This window comes from Mesorhizobium sp. M5C.F.Ca.IN.020.29.1.1 (assembly GCF_003997375.1).
Lineage (GTDB): Bacteria > Pseudomonadota > Alphaproteobacteria > Rhizobiales > Rhizobiaceae > Mesorhizobium > Mesorhizobium wenxiniae.
This window is the reverse complement of the sequence record NZ_RZSW01000047.1, coordinates 1-20,841: the sequence shown is the minus strand read 5'-3', so window position 1 is coordinate 20,841 and position 20,841 is coordinate 1. Positions and strand designations below refer to the sequence as shown.

Genomic DNA, 20,841 nt, shown 5'->3' with positions numbered 1-20,841 from the left:
GATCGTCGGTGTGGTCGGCCTGGCGACGGCCGCCACGCACGCTGATGACGGCGGCCGTCGCCAGGCCGACCACACCGACGATCGAAGCGACTAGCAGCAGGATGAGGCGGCGGCGCAGTGAGGTCACGCGTGGTTCTCCGCCGTCTCGACCCTCGCGGTGAGCTGGTAGCCCCCATTGCGCACCGTCTTGAACAGCGGCCCATCGCCGGCGTCGGCGAATTTACGCCGCAGCCGGCTCATCAACACGTCGACCGAGCGTTCGAGCGGGTCGCGCTCGCGGCCCTGCGTCAGGTCGAGCAGCTGGTCGCGCGTCAACAGTCGGCCGGGACGGTCAAGAAACACCTGCAAAAGATCGAACTCGGCGCCGGTGAGGTCGATGGCCACGCCTTGCGGATCCGTCACCTTGCGGGTGTCCGGCTCCAGCCTGTAGCTGGCAAACTGATAGACGCGCATGCGAGGGGGAGCAGCCTCTTCCGGCGCCGAGCGACGCAGCACGGCGCGGATGCGGGCGGTGAGCTCGCGCGGATTGAATGGCTTGCCGAGATAGTCGTCGGCGCCGAGCTCCAGCCCGATGATGCGGTCGACATCCTCCTTGAGCGCGGTCAGCAGGATCACCGGGGTATGCGGTTTGCGGTCACGCAGGCTCCGGCAGATATCGAGCCCCGAACCATCGGGCAGCATGACGTCGAGCACGATCAGGTCGAACTGGCCGGTGGCAAGTCTGTGCTCGCATTCGCGCCGATCCGCCGCCGCCGAGACGCGAAATCCCTGGCCGTCGAGATAGCGCCCGAGCAGCGTCCTGATCTCGCGATCATCATCGACGACGAGAATATGGGGTTGTGACTGCATTTGCATGCCCTTGCTTGCTCTTGATTATAGGGAGAGCCGCGCCTGAAAGGCATGGAAATTTGCAACCAATTGTTTCCGGCCCGGGCGCGGAAACATTCGGAAACAAATCTCCTTCTTCCGGAAACCTTCGGCAACACGCCGAAGCGAAGCGGAAAAAGACGCCTCCTATCCTCCTGCCGTCCGAAGCATGAGAGAAAGGAACACCATCATGCAAAGCAGATTTCTTGCGCTCGGCCTGTTTTCGCTTGCCGCCATCCATCCCGTGCTGGCGGCGCAGCCCGACCCCGCCGCCGCGCCCGGCGACGAACCGCCGGCGATGGCCCGGCAGGACGATGCGGACCATGGCCCGATGCCCTGGCCCGGCCGGCGCGGGCCGATGCGGCATGGACCGGACTGTTTTGGTCCCGGCCGCATGGGGCCGCCGCCGGAAATGCTCGCCGCCCGGCTTTCCGCGCTTGAGACCCGCATCGGCATCAGGACGGAGCAGCTCGACGCTTGGCGGGACTATACCAGCGCGCTGCAGGCGATGCTGGCGCGGCCCGATCATGGCCCGGATGGCGCCGACGCGGAAGCGCCCGGCGCCAAGGCGCCGCGCGCCTTCGCTGTCCAGGAAAGACTGGCAGACGATCTAACCCAACGTGCCGCCTCGGCAGCAAAGCTGAAGGAGACGATTGCCGCGCTTCGCGTCGAGCTGACGCCCGAACAGCTCGAAATCCTTGCTTCGGCGGACAGACCTCATGGACCACCCCAAGGCCCATGGGACAATCCGCCGGATGATGCAGCCGGCCCCGAAGGCCTGCCCGATTCTGGCAGGCCGCTTCCGCCACCCCTGCCCCGGACGGGCGGGCAACTCTGACCGGCTGCACCGGCCGGCCCGTTTGGCCTACCCCGCGATCGGGCCGGCCGGCCTTTTGTAAAAGAGACTTCCATGTGGGAGATGTTCCTGATGCTGCGGCTGCTGATGGCGGCCGCGCCGGAGCAGCATCGCCGCGGTTCGGCGGCGACGCTGCGGTCGCTGCAGGCCTTCACCGGCGCCACCAGACTCGTCTTCTTTCGCGCGGCATTTCCCATCCTGGGAAAGGGTTCAACCGACGGCGAAATGACTGATGGCCGCTAGTTCGTCGCGAGGAAATACCTGCTGTTTTGCGCCATCATTCTTGCCATGCGGTTGCGCGCTGATCGGCATATTGATGCTGATGGGCATCGCAGCCAGAAACTCGACCCTGCTCAGCCTCGTCGACATGCCGGTGGTCCATGCCTTCATGGACGAGCGCTTCCTCGGCCGGCATCTCAGCCGGCTCCTGGTGGAACCATCCGATGCCGGCAGCCAGGCGGCTTCAGTAATTTCAGGGAAAGATCCAGGCCATGCGCATCCAGTCTAGTCAGTCTCCGCTGCCGGTACGCCGGCTCCCGCCCTGGGCCGGAATGCTGTGCGCGGCGCTTCTTCTGGCTGCCTGCTCGCAGGAGCAGAGCAACGCCCCTGCAGGCATGGGCGGTGTCGGCAAACCCGAGGTCGGCGTCGTCACCCTGCACCCGCAATCGGTGGCGATCACCGCCGAGCTGCCGGGCCGGACCGCTGCCTCGCTCGTAGCCGAGGTCCGGCCGCAGGTCGACGGCATCATCCGGCAGCGGCTGTTCCAGGAAGGCGCCGAGGTGGTGGCGGGGCAGCCGCTCTACCTCATCGACCCGGCGAGCTATCAGGCCGCCTATGACAGCGCCGTCGCGGCCCGGCAGAAGGCTGAAGCCGCGGTGCCCACCGCCCAGGCCAAGTTCGACCGCTATGCCGGGCTGCTGAAGCAGAACGTCGTCTCGAAGCAGGATTACGATGATGCCGCGGCGACGCTGGCGCAGGCGCAGGCCGACGTCGCGTCGGCCAAGGCCAGCGTCGAAACCGCGAAGATCAGCCTCAATCGCACCTCGATCACCGCGCCGATCGCCGGCCGTATCGACAAATCGACATTGACACCGGGCGCGCTGGTCACCGCCAACCAGGAAACGGTGCTGACCACCATTCGCGCGCTCGATCCGATCAATGTCGACGTTACGCAGTCGAGCACCAACCTGCTCAATCTGCGCCAGGCGATCAACGATGGCCGGCTGAAATTCAGCGGGACCAATGTCAGCGTCAAGCTGAAGCTCGACAACGGCACCATCTACGCGCAGAACGGCAAGCTGGAATTCGCCGGCGCCAATGTCGACCAGTCGACCGGCACCTTCGCGCTCAGAGCCCAGTTCTCCAATCCCAACCGGCTGCTCTTGCCCGGCATGTATGTGCGCGCCATCGTCGAGGAAGGCGTCGCCCAAAACAGTTTCCTGGTGCCGCAGCGCGGCGTCAGCCGCAATGCCAAGGGCGAGGCGACGGCAATGGTCGTCAATGCCGAAGGCAAGGTCGAAACGCGCGTGCTCGCCGTGCGCAACAGCGTCGGCAACAACTGGCTGGTGGATTCCGGCGTCGGCGATGGCGACCGCGTCATCGTCGAGGGCATGCAGCTCGTGCGCCCCAGTGGCGATGCAACCGCGGTCGAAGTGACGATCGACGAGGCGACCGGAGAGATCGAGGAGCGTCAATCCTCGGCCGCGCCCGCTCCCATGCAAGCAGCCGAAAGCAGCCAGAAACCGGCGCAAGGCGCCTCAAGCAACAACTGAGGCACATCATGTCCGCGTTTTTCATCAACCGGCCAATCTTTGCCTGGGTGATCGCCATCGTGATCATGCTGGGCGGCCACTTGGCGCTGCAATCGCTGCCGATCTCGCAGTATCCGCAGATCGCGCCGACCACGGTGAGCATCAGCGCCACCTATCCCGGCGCCGACGCCCAGACCGTCGAGAACTCGGTGACCAAGGTCATCGAACAGGGCATGACCGGTATCGACAATCTCGACTATATGACGGCGACGTCGACCTCGACCGGAGAGGCCTCCATCACGCTGACCTTCACCAGCGGCGCGAACGCGGACACCGCCCAGGTTCAGACGCAGAACAAGCTGCAGCTCGTGCAGTCGCAGCTGCCGCAGGTGGTCCAGAACAACGGCATCACCGTCTCCAAATCCTCGACCGGCTTCCTGATGGTCATCGGCTTCGTCTCCAGCGATGGCAAGATGAACTCGACCGATCTCGCCGACTATGTCGACGCCACCGTCAACGACACGCTGAAGCGCGTCGAGGGTGTCGGCACGACGCAGCTTTTCGGCTCGGGCTATGCCATGCGCATCTGGCTCGATCCGGACAAGCTCGCCAAATATGCCTTGATGCCGAGCGACGTGGCCTCGGCGATCGAGGCGCAGAACACGCAGGTCTCGGCCGGCCAGCTCGGCGGCCTGCCGGCGCGCAAGGGCCAGCAGCTCAATGCCACGGTGACGGCCAAGAGCCGGCTGCAGACCGCCGAACAGTTCCGCAACATCATCCTGAAGAGCCAGACCGACGGCTCGCTGGTCCGCCTCAACGATGTCGCCACCGTCGAGCTCGGCGCCGAAAGCTATACGACGCAAGCCCACTACAATGGCAAGCCGGCGGCGGGCGTCGCCGTCAGCCTGGCGACCGGCGCCAACGCCATAAACACCGCCGAGGCCGTGCGCACGACGATCAACCGCCTGAGCTCGACCCTGCCGCAAGGCGTCGAGGTCGTCTATCCCTACGACACCTCGCCCTTCGTGCGGCTGTCGATCGAGGAGGTGGTCAAGACGCTTGCCGAGGCGATCGTGCTGGTGTTCCTAGTGATGTTCGTCTTCCTGCAGAACCTGCGCGCCACCATCATCCCGACGATCGCCGTGCCGGTGGTGCTGCTCGGCACGTTCGGTGTGCTGTCGCTGTTCGACTATTCGATCAACACGCTGACCATGTTCGCCATGGTGCTCGCCATCGGCCTGCTCGTCGACGACGCCATCGTCGTCGTCGAGAATGTCGAACGCGTGATGCAGGAGGAGGGCCTGCCGCCGAAGGAGGCGACGCGCATATCGATGAACGAGATCACCGGCGCGCTGATCGGCATCGCCACCGTGCTGTCGGCCGTGTTCGTGCCGATGGCTTTCTTCGGCGGCTCCACCGGCATCATCTACCGGCAATTCTCGGTGACCATCGTCTCGGCCATGGTGCTGTCCGTGCTGGTCGCGCTGGTGTTGACGCCCGCACTTTGCGCCACCATCCTGCGCCCTGCCAAGGACCATGCGACGCAAAGGGGTCCGTTCGGCTGGTTCAACCGCATGTTCGATCGCGGCACCATCGCCTACCGCGACGGCTCGCACGGCATCATCAACCGTTCCTGGCGCTTCCTCGCCGTGTTCCTCGCCATCGTCATCGCCATGGGCTGGATGTTTGCCCGGCTGCCGAGCTCGTTCCTGCCGGATGAGGATCAGGGCATCCTGATCACCAGCGCATCGCTGCCGGTCGGCGCGACGCAGGACCGTACCGAGCGCGTGCTGGCTGAGGTGACCAACCACTATCTCAACGAAGAGAAGGACGCGGTCGAAGGCGTGTTCACGGCTTCCGGCTTCGGCTTCGGCGGCGCCGGGCAGAATGTCGGCATCGCCTTCGTGCGGATGAAGGATTTTGACCAGCGCAAGGCCTCGGCCCTTTCCGTGTCTGCGGTCGCCGGCCGCGCCATGGGCGCCTTCTCCAAGATCAGGGATGCCCAGGTTTTCGCACTCGCCCCACCCGCCATCCAGGGTTTCGGCAACACCAACGGCTTTGATTTCTACCTGCAGGACGTCAACGGCGCCGGCCATGAGGCGTTGATCCAGACGCGCAACCAGCTTCTCGGCTTGGCCGCGAAGAGCACGCTGCTCGCCAACACACGCCCGAACGGCCAGGAGGACCAGCCGCAATTTTCGGTCGATATCGACCAGGAAAAGGCGAGCGCGCTGGGCATCAGCCTCGCCGACATCAACAACACGCTTTCGACTGCCTGGGGCAGCGACTACGTCAACGACTTCATCGATCGTGGGCGGGTCAAGCCGGTCTATCTGCAGTCGGACGCGGACTTCCGCATGCAGCCGGAGGATCTCGACAAATGGCAGGTCCGCAATTCCAACGGCGCCATGGTGCCGTTCTCGGCCTTCGCCTCCAGCCACTGGACATTCGGCTCGCCCAGGCTCGAACGCTATAACGGGTCGGCGGCGGTCGAGATCCAGGGCGCGGCGGCCACGGGCGTCAGTTCGGGTGCGGCGATGGACGAGATCGACAGGCTGGTGGCGCAGCTGCCCGCCGGATATTCCCACGAATGGACCGGACTGTCGCACCAGGAGCGGCTTTCCGGCAACCAGGCGCTGTCTCTCTATGCGATTTCGGCGCTGGTCGTGTTTCTGTGTCTGGCCGCGCTCTATGAAAGCTGGTCGATCCCGTTCGCGGTCATGCTCTCGGTGCCGATCGGCATCTTCGGCGCGTTGCTGGCGGCGACCCTGTTCGGCCAGACCAACGACGTCTATTTCAAGGTCGGGTTGCTGACCACGATAGGGCTTGCCGCCAAGAACGCCATCCTCATCGTCGAGTTCGCCATCGAGCGGCAGACTGCCGGCATGGGTCTTGTCGAGGCGACGCTGGACGCGGCGCGACAAAGGCTGCGACCGATCCTGATGACGTCGCTGGCCTTCATCCTCGGCGTGACGCCGCTGGCGATCGCCAGTGGCGCCGGCTCGGGGGCGCAGAACTCCGTCGGCATCGGCGTCATGGGCGGCATGATCGCTGCGACCGTGATCGGCGTGTTCCTCGTGCCGCTGCTGTTCGTCACGGTGCGACGCATCTTCAAGGGCAGGGCGGCCAAACAGGACACTGGGCAGGATACGGGCGAGACGCCGACAATAGCCAAACAGCAATAAGGGTTCTTCATATGACAGGTTTTGAACGTGGCTCGGTGGCCGCGAGGCGGACGATTGTGCCTATTCTCACCGCCGTCCTGCTCGCGGGATGCGTTGTCGGCCCGGATTATCAGACGCCGATCCTGCCGGTGCCGGCGAACTGGAGCGGTCAGAACCCGGCCAAGGTCATCAGGCCGGCGCAACTGTCGAAGTGGTGGCGACGCCTGCGCGATCCGGAGCTGAATACACTTGTCGAGCAAGCGGTTGCCGGCAATCTCGATGTGGCAACCGCAAAAGCCAGGATCCGCGAGGCGCGCGCCAGCTACCGCCAGAGCGTCGGTACATTGTTCCCGTCCGCCGACGGCTCCGGTTCCGCCACGCGCAACAAGACGGCTGCGACCACATCGGGCGGAACTGCCAGCGATGCCTACAGTCAATACCAGGCCGGCTTTGACGCCAGTTGGGAACTCGACCTGTTCGGCGCCAACCGCAGAAGCGTCGAGGCCGCGCGCTATGGGCTGGACGCCTCCGAGGAGGAACTGCGCTCGACGCTGCTGACGCTCGTCGGCGACGTGGCGTCCAGCTATGCGCAGGCGCGCGGCTATCAGGCTCGCATTCAGCTCGCCCGGCGCGCAGCCGCCTCGCAGAAGCAAACGGCGGTGCTCACCCGCGCCATGGCGCAAGCCGGCACGGCGACAGCGGCCGATGTCGCCAAGGCGATGGGACAGGCAAGCAGCACCGAGGCAGACGTTCCGTCGTTGGAAGCAGGCTACGCCGAAGCGGTGCATCGCCTTGCGGTGCTCACCGGCCGTCCGCCTTCCGCCTTGAACGAGCGGCTGAGGCGCATCGCGCCGATTCCCACCCCGCGCCTGCCGATCCCGGCCGGGATTCCGGCCGACATTCTGCTAGCCCGCCCCGACGTGCGCATGGCCGAGCGGCAATATGCGCAATACACCGCCAAGATCGGCCAGGCCGAGGCGGCGCGCTATCCCTCGGTCAGCCTGACGGGAGACATCGACACGTCAGCCTTCAAGCTCGGCGATCTCGGCAAGAACTCCTCGATCGGCTGGTCATTCGGGCCGGCGCTCAGCGTGCCGCTGTTCAATGCCGGTCAGCTGAAGGCGGCCGTCGAGGTCGCCAAAGCCCAGCGCGATCAATATTTCATCGCCTACCGGGCCTCCGTGCTGACGGCGCTCGAGGATGTGGAAAACGCGCTCGTTGCGCTACGCCAGGAGCGCATCAGGAACAGCAAGCTCGCTGCTTCCGCGAAATCCTACGCGGACACGGCACGCCTTGAAGGCACGCTTTACAAGGCCGGGGAGACAAGCCTTCTCGAGGTGCTGGACGCGGAGCGCTCGCTCTACTCGGCCGAGGACGATCTGCTGCAAAGCCGCATCGCCATCGTCACCGACTACATCGCGCTCAACAAGGCGCTCGGCGGCGGCTGGGACGGTGCGATCGATGCTGGCAAGCCGGAGGTGGTCGACGTCAAGACCGGTGCGCGGCTGGCATCGAAACCCTGAGGCCAAGCCGAGAATCGCCCCTCCGTACAGACAGGACATCGGCGAAATCTGGATATCGGGGCTCTTGCCTGCCGTCATCCAGCTGTCATATGTTGGCGCTAAATATCCTTAACTCTGGATGTATAGATACATGGACAAGAAAGCCGCCCTCCTTGCATTGGCAGCGCTTGGCCAGGACACCAGGCTCGAAGTGTTTCGCCTGCTGGTCCGGGCGGGCGCAGACGGTGTGCCGGCCGGCGAGATCGCCTCGCGCCTCGATACGGTGCAGAACACCATGTCGGCGCATCTGAAGGTCCTCGACCATGCCGGCCTGGTCCGTGCCGAGCGCGACGGCCGGACAATCCGCTACGTCGCCGATATGACCGGCTTTCGGAATCTCCTTGCCTATCTCATGGAGGATTGCTGCAGCGGCGCGCCGGAGCTCTGCCAGCCGGTCATTCAGGCGGTGACGTGCAACTGTTAGAAGGGACTACGCCATGAGCGAGCCATACAATGTGCTTTTTCTCTGCACCGGCAATTCGGCGAGGTCGATCCTCGCCGAAGCGATCCTGAACCGTGTCGGCGCCGGCAAGTTCAGGGCCTATTCGGCCGGATCGCACCCGAAGGGAGAGGTCCATCCCTACGCGCTCCAGCTGTTGAAAACCCTCAACCACGACACGTCCTTCGCCCGTTCGAAGGACTGGCAGGAATTCGCGGCTCCCGGCGCGGCCGAGATGAATTTCGTTTTTACCGTCTGCGACAATGCGGCCAATGAATCCTGCCCGGTGTGGCCGGGACAGCCGATGACGGCGCACTGGGGCGTGCCCGACCCGGCCGCCGTGGAAGGCACCGACGCCGAAAAACATCTGGCCTTTGCCGAAGCCTATCGCATGCTCAACAATCGGATCTCGATCTTCGTCAGCCTGCCGATGAACACGATCGACAGGCTCGCTCTGCAGAAACGGTTGGATGAAATCGGCCGCGATCTACCGAAGGCCGGCTAATATGGCGGTTGACCTGTCCCGTCGCATTGTCGCGGAAGCGCTCGGCACGGCAATGCTTGTCGCGACGGTTGTCGGGTCCGGGATCATGGCCGACAGGCTGACGGGCGACGTCGCTGTTTCCCTGCTCGGCAACACCTTGCCGACTGGAGCGATTTTGGTGGTGTTGATCACCATACTCGGACCGATTTCCGGGGCGCATTTCAATCCGGCGGTGACGCTGGTTTTCGCCCTCAGGCGGGAAATCGAAGCGAACGCCGCACTGGCCTATGTCATCGCCCAGCTTGTCGGCGGCGTTGCCGGGACGCTGCTGGCGCACGCCATGTTCGAACTGCCGATTCTACAGATCTCGCAAACCGTGCGGACCGGAAACGGACAATGGCTCGCGGAGTTGGTGGCCGCCTTCGGCCTGATCTTCACCATTCTGGCGGGACTTCGCTTCCGTTCGGATGCGATTCCCTGGCTGGTCGGCCTCTACATCACCGCGGCCTATTGGTTCACCGCATCGACGTCGTTCGCCAATCCGGCGGTCGCCATTGCGCGAGCGGTTTCAAACACGTTCGCGGGCATCCGTCCTGTTGACCTGCCGGCGTTCATCGTCGCCGAGCTGCTGGGCGCGCTGCTTGCCATGGCCTTGGCAGGATGGCTGCTCAGCGAGCCCAAACCAATCAGACAGATGGGAGCCGCGAAATGACCATCACCATCTACCACAACCCCGACTGCGGCACCTCGCGCAACACGCTCGCCATCATCCGGCAGTCCGGCGAAGAGCCTGATGTGATCGAGTATCTGAAGAACCCGCCGTCGCGCGAACGGCTGGTCGAGCTGATCAAGGCGACGGGAATGACGCCGCGCGAATTGCTGCGCGAGAAGGGTACGACGTACGCCGAGCTCAATCTCGGCGATCCCAAATGGACCGACGACGAGATTGTCGATTTCATGCTGGCGCATCCGATCCTGATCAACCGGCCGATCGTGGTGACGCCGCTCGGCACCATGCTTGCTCGGCCGTCCGAAGCCGTTCTCGATATCCTGCCCAATCCGGATATCGGGCCGTTCACCAAGGAAGACGGCGAGGTGGTGATCGATGCATCGGGGCGGCGCGTCTGAAGGTATAATCCAGTTCTTCGATAATCTTGGAAATAGAACTTGACGACACCCGCTAGCGGGAGCTAGCGTATTTCCATGAAACTCGAACAAGCAGCAAAACAGCTCGAGGCGCTCGGCAATCCGACGCGGCTGAAGCTTTATCGCACGCTGGTGAGGGCAGGTGAAACCGGACGACCGGTCGGTTATCTGCAGGAAGCCCTCGGCATCGCTGCGTCGACCCTGTCGCATCATCTCCACCGGCTTGTCCTGACCGGCCTGGTCACCCAGGAACGCCAGGCAACGACGCTGATCTGCCGTGCCAATTACCCTGTCATGAACGATCTCCTCGGCTTTCTTGCCGATGAATGTTGTGCCGATGCCGTATGCGGCCCGGCTGTCGGCGAGGCTGCTGCGTAACTCTTTTTGGCCTATATTTCTATAATCCTAGAAGCATAGAAGGTACATTATGGTTCCCAACAGCAATCTCCCGGTCGCCATCATCGGCGGCGGACCGGTCGGCCTGGCGGCTGCCGCCCAACTTGTCAGCCGCGGCCTTTCGGTCAAGGTTTACGAGGCTGGTTCCGCGGTCGGGTCGAACCTTCTGGATTGGGGTCATGTGCGGGTTTTCACGCCGTGGCGCTATTGTGTCGATGCGGTCGCCCGAAAACTTCTCGAGAGCCACGGCTGGCAGATGCCGGAGCCGGAGGCGTTCCCCACGGCTGGCGAGATCGTCCACCAGTATCTCGCGCCGCTCGCAAAGCTTTCCGAACTGGCGCCGTCGATCGAGACTAATGCCCGCATTGTCGCCATTTCCCGGTGGGGAGCCGACAAGGTCTTGAGCAAGGCGCGGGAGACGCGGCCGTTCCTGCTTCTGGTCGAAACCGCCGAGGGCACGCGCCGGGACAGCGCCCGTGCCGTCATCGATGCGTCCGGCACCTGGCAAACGCCGAACCCGCTCGGTGCGGGCGGCTTGCCGGCCGAAGGTGAGAAGGAATTTGGAAACCGCATTGCCTACGGCATACCGGATGTCCTCGGACGGGACCGTCATCTCCATGCAGGCCGCACGACATTGGTCGTGGGCGCCGGCCATTCCGCTGCCAATGCCTTGCTCGAATTGGCGGAGCTTGCGCAAACCGAACCGGGCACCTCGGCACTTTGGGTGACGCGCGGCACCGACCTTGTCCGCATCTACGGCGGCGGCGATGCCGACGCCTTGCCGGCGCGGGGCGAACTCGGTTCGGATGTCCGGCATCTCGCCGAGAGCGGCCGCGTGCGGCTGGTGACGGGCTTTGCCACGGTTGCCATTCGCGAGGTCGACGGCCGCCTGGTTGTCGAAGGCCAGACAAAAGACGGATTGCACACGCTCGGCCCCGTCGACAGGATTATCGCCGCGACCGGTCAGCGCCCTGATCTCACCTTGACCCGCGAGCTTCGGCTGGACCTTGATCCGTGGCTCGAAGGCGTCAAGGCGCTGGGGCCGCTCATCGACCCCAATGAACATTCCTGCGGCGATGTCCCGCCCCATGGTCATCGCGAGCTCAGCCACCCCGAGCCCGATTTCTACACGGTCGGCGTCAAAAGCTACGGCCGGGCGCCGACGTTCCTGCTGCTGACCGGCTATGAGCAGGTCCGCTCGGTCGCCGCGGCGCTCGCCGGCGACATGGCTGCGGCCGATGCCGTGCAGCTGGAGTTGCCCGAGACCGGCGTCTGCACTGTGCCGGCGTCACTTTCAGGCGCATCGTCCCAGGGTTGCTGCGGCGGGCCGGCGCCGGCTGCTGTCGATGCCTGTTGTGTCGACGACGCCAAGGCGAAGGCGAGCGGCAAGTCAGGCTGCGGCTGCGGCAGCACGCAAGCGATCGCAGCAGTGCGCAGCGGCGATCTCGAGATCGCCGCTCGATGAGCGACCGGAAGGTCCCGGCTGCCGCGCTCTGGGCGTTGGGGCTGACGCAGATCATCGGCTATGGCACGCTCTATTACAGCTTCAGTATCCTGGTGCCGTCGATCGCGCTCGAATTCGCCTGGCCGGAACAATGGGTTTTCGGCGCCCTGTCGGCGTCGCTGCTGGTGGGTGGCCTGTTTGCACCGACAGCCGGGCGCTGGGCCGATCGTTTCGGCGCCGGCCGGGTGATGACCTTTGGTTCGCTCGCTGCCGCAGCAGCGCTCGTCGCTTGCGCGCTAGCACCCGGCCGGGTGAGCTTTGTGCTGGCTCTGGTGGCGATGGAGCTGGCGTCCGCCTTCGTGCTTTACAGCGCCGCTTTCGTCGCGATCGTCCAGATCGGCGGAGCCAGGGCGCAGCGCAGCATCACCCATCTGACGCTGATCGCCGGCTTCGCCTCCACCCTGTTCTGGCCGTTGACGGCTGCGCTGCACGAACACCTGACCTGGCGCGAGGTCTATTTGGTCTTTGCCGGCATCAATGTCGCCATCTGCCTGCCTATCCATGCCTGGCTGGCACGGCTGTCGCGTCGGACAGACGAAAGCGCCTCACCGACACCTGCGGCCGTCGCGCCGGCAGGCCGTGCCTTCACGCCACGCGACCGCAGCAGAGTGTTTCTGCTCATGCTTGGCGGCTTCGCGATCGAGGGGTTCGTGCTGTCCTCGATTCTCGTTCACATGGTGCCGCTGACGGCGGCGCTCGGGCTTGGCTCCGCCGGGCTCGTCGTAACCACGCTTTTCGGGCCCTCCCAGGTGGCGAGCCGGTTGATCAACATGCTGTTCGGCGGCCGGCTGGCACAGACTTGGCTCGCGGTGATCGGCGCGACATTGCTGCCGCTCGGCCTTGTCGTCCTGCTGGCGATGACACCATCGCTGCCAGGCGCCATCGCCTTCGTCATCCTGTTTGGATTGGGCTCGGGCCTCGCCAGCATCGTCGGCGGCACGCTGCCCCTGGAACTGTTCGGGCGGGAGCGCTACGGCGCCCGGCTCGGCTGGGTGACGGCCGCGCGTCAGTTTTCTTCAGCGCTTGCGCCCTTTGCCCTTGCCATGGCGATGGCAGGCATCGGCGTCCAACCATCGCTCTGGTTGACCGCTGCGGTCGGCATGCTCGGCATACTGGCTTTCTCGGCAATCATCCTGATCAGGCGGCAGCCTCTCGCGCATGATCGCGTGATGCTTACCTCGGCGAACTGACGTCGCGTGCAGCGTACAGCTGTGCGCAACAGCGAGCGGTCGGCCATGGGCGCTCGACGGGCTGTGATGCGGTTGATAAGCCCTCTCCCCAAGGAGAGTCGAGACATGACCGTTGCGATCGAGATGGGCCACACGACCGCAGGCGCCCCGGCGGCACTGGATCTTGAGGAACTGCTGGCGACCCGCCTTTTGGTGCAGGGCAATTCGGGCTCCGGCAAATCGCATCTGCTGCGCCGGCTGCTGGAGCAGAGTGCCCCCTGGGTGCAGCAGACCATCATCGATCCCGAAGGCGACTTCGTATCGCTGGGCGACCGTTTCGGCCATCTGGTAATCGATGCCGAGGAGCATACCGAGCGCGGCCTGCAGAGCGCCGGCGAGCGGGCGCGCATCCATCGCGTTTCCACGGTGCTCAATCTCGAAGGGCTCGACGCCGAGAACCAGATGCGTCGCGCCGCTGCCTTCCTCGGCGGGCTGTTCGACGTCGCCCGCGACCACTGGTACCCGATGCTGGTGGTGGTGGACGAGGCGCAGCTCTTCGCGCCGGCCGTCGCCGGTGAGGTTTCGGACGAGGCGCGCAAACTCTCGCTCGGCGCCATGACCAACCTGATGTGCCGTGGCCGCAAACGCGGGCTTGCCGGGATCATCGCCACCCAGCGGCTGGCCAAGCTCGCCAAGAATGTCGCCGCCGAAGCCTCCAATTTCCTCATGGGCCGAACTTTTTTGGACATTGATATGGCCCGCGCGGCCGACTTGCTGGGCATGGAGCGGCGGCAGGCCGAGGCTTTCCGCGACCTGGAGCGCGGGCAGTTCATGGCGCTCGGCCCGGCGCTGTCGCGCCGACCGCTGGGCTTGCGCATCGGCCCGACCGATACAAGTCCACGCAACGGCACCCCGCGGCTGATGCCGCTGCCGGAAGCAGCACTGGAGGATGCCCGCGCCATCATCCTGGCAGCGCCGCCGCCGGAAACTGTCCGGCCGCAGCGCCGGTCGTCGCCGGACCTGCTCGACCAGCTGATGGCGGCGAAATCGGCGGCACTGGAAATCCGCCCCGAACCGGTGGAGCCGCCGATCAGCGCCGAGGACTTGGCGGGGCGGCGGGAGCGGGTGGACCGGGTCCTGCGCGCCGTGCTGGCGCAGCCCGACGCCGGCTTCCGTGTCATCGGCGTGCTCTATCAGGAGTTCGTGGTCCGCTGCCGAATCGAGGGCCTCGCCTCAGTCGTGCCGGACCTGCCCGCCTTCCGCCGCATGCTGACGCGCGCCCGCGCCGGCCTCGGCTCCGACATGGCTGGGGATGACGCCTGGCAGGATGTCTCGGCGCGCGCCTCGCTGCTGCCCGAGGATATGCAGGGTGTGTTCATGATGATCGCCCGCGCGGCGAAGGAGGGCTGGCCCTGCCCGAGCGACGCGGCGATCGCCCGCGCCTACGGCTCGCACTCGCTGCGCCGCGCCCGGCGCCTGCTGACCTATATCGAGGAACAGGGCCTGATCGTATGCCAGCTTGACGGTCTCGGCCGGCGGGTCGTGACGCTCGTCGAATTGGCCTGGGCAACGGCACCGGGCGACCCCAACGCCGAGGAGGCGGAGCAGGGCAGTTTGGCTGTGTGAGGCGGCGGCCGAGTGCGCAAAGGGAATGCCACGCATCAAGGCGATGTATTGCCAAGCGGCAGGTACAGCGGCGAGTCTTTTTTGCGCAGATAGGGCCTCGCTGGCCCGCCACAGCTCATCTGCCCGGTCTTCATCATACGACGACGAATTGGCGCGACGCAGATCCGCCTATTGTAAGTTCTTCGATGCTACAGCACTCCCTCCTGCCGACGGCGCTTTACATATGTTCTAAATTACCCGCGGGTCGGTTTGCTAATAAAGAGATCAGCCCCGATCAACTGACGAAGGACAAGAAATACGGCAGGACTGTAGCGCAAATATCCGCCGAAACTACGCTACCGCCGTCTATTACCCCCTTCGGTTCATTCTGTTGACATCTCCTGCTTCTGGAGAGATGGTAAGATACTACGCCCGGCCCTTTTTCCGAAGATTTTATTCTGCAGCTTTATCAAAGGATTTTGGCGATGCGTTTGTCTCGATCGCGCCGACTTGTGGCCATCGCTTTGACGGCAATCGCAGCCGTCACCCTTCCCTCTTATGGACATGCCGAGGACAAGCTGCTGACGGAAGCGGTGCAGTTCAACGGTACGATCCTGTATCTCTCCACTGAAGTGCCTGGCCTGATCTTCGGCGCCGTGCGCAACGGCGAGACGGCCTTGGCGGGTTTCGGCAAGATTGCCGACGGAAGTGAAAAAGTGCCCGACGGCGACACAATGTTCCGAATCGCGTCCGTGAGCAAAGTGTTCTGCGGCAATGTGCTTTCCTCGCTCGCGATCGACGGCAAGGTACAGCTCACCGACCGGCTGCAGGATCGCCTTGGCTGGGACGTCACGCTCCCGGAGAAAGATGGCCGCGCCCTCCGCCTGATCGATCTCGTCGCGCAAGCTTCCGGCCTTCCGCGGGAGGTGCCAGTGGCCGAGGCGCCTCCCTCCGACCCCTTCTCTACCAACACGAAAGAGGCGCAGATTGCCGCCCTCAAGGACAATCCGCTGCTGTTCGCGCCGGGCACCGCCGTTCTCTATTCAAACTTCGGATACGACCTCCTCGGAGCGGCGCTCGCGAATGTCTCTGGAAAGCCTTATGCCGAGGTTCTTCGGGAGCGTGTCCTCGATCCCCTCGGCATGAAAGACACGGTTTTCAACCCAAGACCGGAGGACGAACCGCGCCTGATGCAGGGCCATAACTTCGATGGCAGCGCCATGCCCATCGTGCCGACGAGCACAGCCATGGAATGCGCCGGTGGGTTGTACTCGACCGCGGACGACCTGCTGCGCTGGATGAACTGGCATGTCGACAACAAGCCTTCCGCGGCCGACGCCGAGTTCCGCCTCGTGAACCACGCGGCTTTTTTGTACCGGGACGGGCTCGCGTCGGTAGTGGGACTGGATGACGGCGGCCCGATGGACGCCATGGGTCTCGGATGGGTCATCATGCTCCCCAACGAGCATCGCCCGCTCATCCTCCAGAAGAGCGGCGGCCTGCAAGGGATGTTTCTCTATGTTGCGATTGCACCGACACGCGGCGTCGGCGCTTTCTTCGTCATGAACGAATTCAATGCCGCCGGCTTCATGGCCGGGGTTAAGACGACGAACGATCTCGTCGCAGAGATCGCTCCGCGCTGATTTCGCGCTTATCGGTAGAACGTGCGCGATCATTAATGCTGTGGAGGGGCCTGACGGACGGCATGTTTCGCGGCCAGGCAAGCGCGACAACGGCTATTTCCGGCCGACCGCTTAGCTATCCATTGCTGAGGACTTGCCGGCGCCGACCCGCTTCATCGCTGCTCACGGCCTGCTCAAGCGGCGGCCAAGGTTCTGCCTCTCGACTCTTTGGCATCCCGTTTTCGTAGCCGACCGCGAATGCCGCGCTGCTCGCAGTCCCGACAGCATCAGCCGCCTCCTGGCGCAACCCGACGCGGGTTCCGTGTCATCGGCGTGCTTTATCAGGAGTTCGTGGTCCGCGGCCGCATAGAGGCCTCGCCTCGGTTGTGCCTGACCTGCCCGCCTTCCGCCGCATGCTGACGCGCGCCCGCGCCGGCTTGGGTTCCGATATGGCAGGGAATGATGCCTGGCGGGATGTCTCGGTGCGCCTCGCTGCTGCCCGAGGACTATGCAGGGTATGTTCATGATGATCGCCCGCGCAGCGAAGGAGGGCTGGCCCTGCCCGAGCGACGCAGCAATTGCCCGCGCCTATGGCTCACACTCGCTGCGCCGTGCCCGGCGTCTGCTGACCTATATCGAGGAGCAGGGCCTCATCGTCTGCCAACTCGACGGGACTGGGCGGCGGACGGTGACGCTCGTCGAACTGGCCTGGGCGACCGCACCGGGCGACCCTAATGCGGCGGAGGCCGAGCAGGGGCGTTTGGCTGTGTGAGGGGCGGATGGGGCGCCCGGGCTCAGCCAGAAGATGAGGTCAGCCCAGAAGATTGCGCGCCGCTCGCATGAATATTTTCGACCCGATCGGGATCAAATCGTCCGGAAAGTCATAGTCCGGATTGTGCAACGCAGGGTGCCGCTCGCCCGCACCCAGGAAGAACATCGCCGACGAGGCGCTGTGGCCGAACAAGCCGAAATCTTCCGAAGCACGCATTGGCAGCGCTTCTTCTCCGTGCACGACGCCTTCTTCATCGAGAGCTCGCCGCAGATGCTCTACGGCGTCCGGCGCATTGACGCTGGCCACAAATATCTCTTGATAGTCCCACCGGGCAGAAAGGCCATGCTGGCCAGAGATCTGTGTGACCAGCGATTCAGCGGCGGCGCACAGGTTTGCCATGCGCTCGTCGCGCCGGGTGCGCAGCGTCGCCCAGACCTCTGCATGGCCGGGCGCAATGCCGAACACCGCTTCGCCCATCGCGGCATGGGTGACGGTCAGCATGCTGAAGTTGTCGTCGGCAAAAGTTCCGCTGCCAAGTGCCGGGAGTGCCGGCATCAACTGGCTGATTGCCATCATCGGCGAGACGCCGGTCTCGGGCATGGACGAATGCGCGGTCTTGCCCTCTAGCACGATGCGCATGCCGCGTGAAGCGCAGTTCACCACTCCGGTCTTGAGCCGCACCTCGCCGAACGGCACGCCCGGCAGATTGTGCAGCGAGAAGGCGAAATCCGGGGCGATCTCCCCAAAGCGCGGATCGGCGACGACACCGGCAGCACCATTGCCGGTTTCTTCCGCCGGCTGGAACATCAGCACGACGCGACCGCGGGCAGGTTTTTCGCGCCCCAACTGACGGCCAAGTGCCGCCAGGATCGCGGTATGTCCGTCATGGCCGCACATATGCGACTTGCCCGGCACGAGTGATGCATGATCTACGCCAGAAAGTTCATAAATCGGCAGCGCATCGAGTTCCGAACGAAACATCACCGTCGGCCCCGCCTTGCCGCTTTCGTAGATCGCCGCCACGCCATGCCCGCCCAATCCGGTCAGCACCTTGTCCGGCCCCGTATCGGCGAGGAAGTCGGCGACCTCTTTAGCGGTCTTCTCCTCTTCATTCGAGATTTCGGGGTTCTGGTGCAGCTTGCGCCGCCACGCTATAAGCTCGACGATGTCTCGATTGGTAAGGGTCACGTGTTCCAACTCCGTTTGCGCTCCATTCTAAGCAAAAGCAGCCATTGCTCCAGGGTCAAGGAGTCTCGAAATGGAAGACCGGGAGCTCGGAGTGCCCTTGGGTTGTAAGAACCAGTATTTCGGCGATCCGTTCGAGCCTGGGCCTTCTCGCGCACAATGGGTCGAGCGGATGCCGTGAAGCCTGGCCGACATGATCATCCGCCGCTCGCCCGCGCGGAGCTGCCTGAAGATACGGCCGCTCTTGCCCACTATCTCATCGGCAAGCTGGTGGTGCGGGCGTTGCCGGAAGGCATCGTCAGCGGCCGCATTGTCGAGACCGAGGCCTATGTCGCCGGCGATGCCGCCGGGCACGGTTACCGGGGAATGACCCCGCGCAACCGTTCGCTGTTTCTCGAGCGCGGGCACGCCTACGTCTATCTCGCCTATGGCCTCTCATACATGCTGAATGTTTCGAGCGAGACGGCTGGGATCGGAACCGGCGTGCTGATCAGGGCGCTCGAGCCGCTCGAAGGCGTGGGAGTCATGCGGTTCCATCGCGGCGTCGAACGATTGCGCGACCTGGCGCGAGGACCGGGTAGGCTGGCTGCCGCGTTGCGAATCGACCGTTCGCTCGACGGGCTCGATCTTTGCCGGGAAGGCCCGCTATGGCTGGCACGAGACGACCACAAAGCAGGCGAAATCGGGAAGAGCATTAGGATCGGCATTTCGAAGGACGCGGATCGGCTATTGCGATTTTATGTCAGGGGGAGTGCGTTTGTCAGCGGCCCAAGATCGCTGAGCCAGGGGCAGCGGTAGTAGCAGAGTTGCAGGTAAAGCATCGGAGTCTGATTGCGCCCAGAAGCGGATAATCGAGTGCGATTTATGTGGTAACCCGCAATGGGCCGTCTGCTGTCCTTCCGGTTTCGGGCGCGATGCGTTAGAAAGCTGACGTTCCTCTTGCGACTTCGAGTCCGTCATCTGGTGGGAGGCGGCAGAGCCCAAAGGCGGACGATCGACAGCTTTTCGAGGTGAGCGTAACGAGATTCGTCAACGGACGGATGCCGAAAGACGGCACCGACCCGAGAACAGTAGCTTTATCATTTTTTTGAGTCCTGCGCGGTAAGGTTCCGTGCATGTGGTTGAAGACTTACTTGATCATCACCGGCATCGGCGCGTTCGTGGCGCTGACAATGCCCTGGCTGGTCATCATCGGCAGTTTCCTGATTATCCCGGGGATCATCCTCGCGTCGATGCCAACGGCTTTCATGTATGGCGTCGCCTTCGCGCTGTTCCGCTTGCTGCTCGGAGCTTTCCTTTCAGGGGTTTCTCTGAACGTCATGTCGGGCGCTGCGACGCTGGCACTGTTCTGGACCATCCCCCAGCCAGGCCTCACCTGGGCGAGGGGCATGCTGGCCAGCCTGAAGGAGCCGGACATTCAGGCGAGCGCACCGATTGCGCTCAAGGGCGACATTCTCCTCGCCCGCCCGTTCGAGGGCCGTTGCGATGCACTGTGCGCGGCCTTGCTCAAGACCCCGGGCGTCACTTCGGTCCGCGTCCAGACCCCTCGCGGTCATTCCAATACCTATCGCATCGTGCCGGACTCGACGCCCGGCAAACGAAGCACCGTCATCGGGCATGGCCTGCTGGAAGAGTGGCGCTACGATGCCACCGATCCGCTCGCCCCTCAGCGCGCGCTGGAAGCCGAATGGAACCTGATGATGTCAGAGGGCAAGGCGCTGCTGCAAAGCGACGACGCCCTCGAACCCGACTTCACCATCGCGATCGAGGACGGCCCTGCCGTGCCCGATGCCAAGCCCCGATGGGGACGGGTGGATTGGTCGCTCGAACCCTCCGCACCCCACCGCAAGGCGCTCACCATCACCGACGCCGGTGAACAGGTGCTGCTGCGGCAGTCGATCCTGTCGATCATTGCCCCGGCGGCGCCGATGCTGATCGGGACTTCGGGCGGGATCGAGACCTTCCGGTTCGGCTGGGCGCGTCGGCGGCTCGGTGACGGAAGGATGTACGCCGAGGTTCCGGTCAACCGGTTGCTACTCGACCACACCAGCGTTTCGCGCGGCGTGGATATGGAAGCGGCGAAAACGAGAACGCGCGAGGAACTTGCCAGAGCGCTCGACGATTCGCGTAAGCCGGTGAGCGATCCCGCGTTCGCGCTCGCCAATCAGTGGATGGACTCGTTCCGCGCGAACGACCAGCCGCTCGGCGAGAGCGACCGCCGTCTGCTGGTTCGCATCTTGGAGGATCCGCGGGTGCGATCCTCAGACGGGCTGTGGGCGATCATCAAACAGGTCGATGGCGACTCCGCCGGTCTGCGGC

General features: G+C 64.4%; 19 protein-coding genes and 1 pseudogene. 18 read left to right on the top strand and 2 right to left on the bottom strand.

All coding sequences use genetic code 11. From position 1 onward, the window contains the following. Positions 1-123: 123 nt before the first annotated feature. Positions 124-849, bottom strand: coding sequence for a response regulator transcription factor (locus EOA85_RS06575; RefSeq protein WP_065010258.1), 726 nt, complete (start codon positions 847-849; stop codon positions 124-126). 208 nt (positions 850-1,057) lie between these two features. Between EOA85_RS06575 and EOA85_RS06570 the strand changes: the two genes are divergently transcribed. The 16 genes and pseudogenes from EOA85_RS06570 to EOA85_RS06500 form a co-directional block, all read left to right on the top strand. Then, positions 1,058-1,705, top strand: coding sequence for a hypothetical protein (locus EOA85_RS06570; protein WP_127208792.1), 648 nt, complete (start codon positions 1,058-1,060; stop codon positions 1,703-1,705). Between the two features lie 90 nt (positions 1,706-1,795). Beyond that, complete coding sequence (locus EOA85_RS37315) at positions 1,796-1,966, top strand: hypothetical protein (RefSeq protein ID WP_156768456.1); 171 nt, start codon at positions 1,796-1,798, stop codon at positions 1,964-1,966. Positions 1,967-2,039: 73 nt separating this feature from the next. Beyond that, complete coding sequence (locus EOA85_RS06565) at positions 2,040-2,231, top strand: hypothetical protein (RefSeq protein WP_065010241.1); 192 nt, start codon at positions 2,040-2,042, stop codon at positions 2,229-2,231. Beyond that, positions 2,215-3,495: an efflux RND transporter periplasmic adaptor subunit gene (locus EOA85_RS06560; protein ID WP_127208791.1), complete on the top strand. Its 1,281-nt coding sequence runs from the start codon at positions 2,215-2,217 to the stop codon at positions 3,493-3,495. Before EOA85_RS06565 ends, EOA85_RS06560 begins: the two co-directional genes overlap by 17 nt. A gap of 8 nt (positions 3,496-3,503) precedes the next feature. Then, on the top strand, positions 3,504-6,659 hold the full coding sequence (locus tag EOA85_RS06555; RefSeq protein WP_127208790.1) for an efflux RND transporter permease subunit: 3,156 nt from the start codon (positions 3,504-3,506) through the stop codon (positions 6,657-6,659). Positions 6,660-6,670: 11 nt separating this feature from the next. Then, complete coding sequence (locus EOA85_RS06550) at positions 6,671-8,161, top strand: efflux transporter outer membrane subunit (RefSeq protein WP_127208789.1); 1,491 nt, start codon at positions 6,671-6,673, stop codon at positions 8,159-8,161. 130 nt (positions 8,162-8,291) lie between these two features. Further along, positions 8,292-8,624: a helix-turn-helix transcriptional regulator gene (locus EOA85_RS06545; RefSeq protein ID WP_127208788.1), complete on the top strand. Its 333-nt coding sequence runs from the start codon at positions 8,292-8,294 to the stop codon at positions 8,622-8,624. A 13-nt stretch (positions 8,625-8,637) separates the two neighbouring features. Further along, on the top strand, positions 8,638-9,144 hold the full coding sequence (locus EOA85_RS06540) for an arsenate reductase ArsC (protein WP_065010236.1): 507 nt from the start codon (positions 8,638-8,640) through the stop codon (positions 9,142-9,144). A 1-nt stretch (position 9,145) separates the two neighbouring features. Continuing rightward, complete coding sequence (locus tag EOA85_RS06535) at positions 9,146-9,835, top strand: MIP/aquaporin family protein (RefSeq protein WP_127208787.1); 690 nt, start codon at positions 9,146-9,148, stop codon at positions 9,833-9,835. Continuing rightward, positions 9,832-10,251 (top strand): arsenate reductase (glutaredoxin), encoded by a 420-nt coding sequence (arsC, locus tag EOA85_RS06530; protein WP_065010234.1) that lies wholly within the window; start codon positions 9,832-9,834, stop codon positions 10,249-10,251. Before EOA85_RS06535 ends, arsC begins: the two co-directional genes overlap by 4 nt. Before the next feature lie 75 nt (positions 10,252-10,326). Next, the gene (locus tag EOA85_RS06525) at positions 10,327-10,647 is read left to right on the top strand and encodes a metalloregulator ArsR/SmtB family transcription factor (protein WP_127208786.1); all 321 of its coding nucleotides are present in this window, start codon (positions 10,327-10,329) and stop codon (positions 10,645-10,647) included. A gap of 49 nt (positions 10,648-10,696) precedes the next feature. Beyond that, positions 10,697-12,130, top strand: coding sequence for an NAD(P)-binding domain-containing protein (locus EOA85_RS06520; protein WP_127208785.1), 1,434 nt, complete (start codon positions 10,697-10,699; stop codon positions 12,128-12,130). Beyond that, a complete protein-coding gene (arsK, locus tag EOA85_RS06515) occupies positions 12,127-13,359 on the top strand; it encodes an arsenite efflux MFS transporter ArsK (protein WP_127208784.1) in 1,233 nt (410 codons plus the stop codon). Before EOA85_RS06520 ends, arsK begins: the two co-directional genes overlap by 4 nt. A gap of 105 nt (positions 13,360-13,464) precedes the next feature. Then, entirely contained in the window at positions 13,465-14,964 is a 1,500-nt protein-coding gene (locus tag EOA85_RS06510; RefSeq protein WP_127208783.1) for an ATP-binding protein, read from the top strand. Between the two features lie 503 nt (positions 14,965-15,467). Then, entirely contained in the window at positions 15,468-16,586 is a 1,119-nt protein-coding gene (gene ampH, locus EOA85_RS06505) for a D-alanyl-D-alanine-carboxypeptidase/endopeptidase AmpH (protein ID WP_245485629.1), read from the top strand. 294 nt (positions 16,587-16,880) lie between these two features. Next, positions 16,881-17,337, top strand: a pseudogene (locus tag EOA85_RS06500) (ATP-binding protein); the annotation flags it as partial. Between the two features lie 39 nt (positions 17,338-17,376). Here the strand turns inward: EOA85_RS06500 and EOA85_RS06495 are convergent. After that, positions 17,377-18,525: an amidohydrolase gene (locus tag EOA85_RS06495; RefSeq protein ID WP_127208781.1), complete on the bottom strand. Its 1,149-nt coding sequence runs from the start codon at positions 18,523-18,525 to the stop codon at positions 17,377-17,379. 156 nt (positions 18,526-18,681) lie between these two features. Between EOA85_RS06495 and EOA85_RS06485 the strand changes: the two genes are divergently transcribed. Together EOA85_RS06485 and EOA85_RS06480 are read left to right on the top strand one after the other, a co-directional pair. Beyond that, positions 18,682-19,320: a DNA-3-methyladenine glycosylase gene (locus tag EOA85_RS06485; protein ID WP_065010228.1), complete on the top strand. Its 639-nt coding sequence runs from the start codon at positions 18,682-18,684 to the stop codon at positions 19,318-19,320. Between the two features lie 335 nt (positions 19,321-19,655). Then, positions 19,656-20,841: hypothetical protein (locus tag EOA85_RS06480; RefSeq protein ID WP_164759516.1), on the top strand; the 1,186-nt coding region annotated here is incomplete at its 3' end.

Bases quoted from the DNA above. Each gene is read 5' to 3' on its own strand.
- EOA85_RS06575 (WP_065010258.1), bottom strand. From the start codon at position 849: ATGCAGTCACAACCCCATATTCTCGTCGTCGATGATGATCGCGAGATC.
- EOA85_RS06570 (WP_127208792.1), top strand. From the start codon at position 1,058: ATGCAAAGCAGATTTCTTGCGCTCGGCCTGTTTTCGCTTGCCGCCATC.
- EOA85_RS37315 (WP_156768456.1), top strand. From the start codon at position 1,796: ATGCTGCGGCTGCTGATGGCGGCCGCGCCGGAGCAGCATCGCCGCGGT.
- EOA85_RS06565 (WP_065010241.1), top strand. From the start codon at position 2,040: ATGCTGATGGGCATCGCAGCCAGAAACTCGACCCTGCTCAGCCTCGTC.
- EOA85_RS06560 (WP_127208791.1), top strand. From the start codon at position 2,215: ATGCGCATCCAGTCTAGTCAGTCTCCGCTGCCGGTACGCCGGCTCCCG.
- EOA85_RS06555 (WP_127208790.1), top strand. From the start codon at position 3,504: ATGTCCGCGTTTTTCATCAACCGGCCAATCTTTGCCTGGGTGATCGCC.
- EOA85_RS06550 (WP_127208789.1), top strand. From the start codon at position 6,671: ATGACAGGTTTTGAACGTGGCTCGGTGGCCGCGAGGCGGACGATTGTG.
- EOA85_RS06545 (WP_127208788.1), top strand. From the start codon at position 8,292: ATGGACAAGAAAGCCGCCCTCCTTGCATTGGCAGCGCTTGGCCAGGAC.
- EOA85_RS06540 (WP_065010236.1), top strand. From the start codon at position 8,638: ATGAGCGAGCCATACAATGTGCTTTTTCTCTGCACCGGCAATTCGGCG.
- EOA85_RS06535 (WP_127208787.1), top strand. From the start codon at position 9,146: ATGGCGGTTGACCTGTCCCGTCGCATTGTCGCGGAAGCGCTCGGCACG.
- arsC (WP_065010234.1), top strand. From the start codon at position 9,832: ATGACCATCACCATCTACCACAACCCCGACTGCGGCACCTCGCGCAAC.
- EOA85_RS06525 (WP_127208786.1), top strand. From the start codon at position 10,327: ATGAAACTCGAACAAGCAGCAAAACAGCTCGAGGCGCTCGGCAATCCG.
- EOA85_RS06520 (WP_127208785.1), top strand. From the start codon at position 10,697: ATGGTTCCCAACAGCAATCTCCCGGTCGCCATCATCGGCGGCGGACCG.
- arsK (WP_127208784.1), top strand. From the start codon at position 12,127: ATGAGCGACCGGAAGGTCCCGGCTGCCGCGCTCTGGGCGTTGGGGCTG.
- EOA85_RS06510 (WP_127208783.1), top strand. From the start codon at position 13,465: ATGACCGTTGCGATCGAGATGGGCCACACGACCGCAGGCGCCCCGGCG.
- EOA85_RS06485 (WP_065010228.1), top strand. From the start codon at position 18,682: ATGGGTCGAGCGGATGCCGTGAAGCCTGGCCGACATGATCATCCGCCG.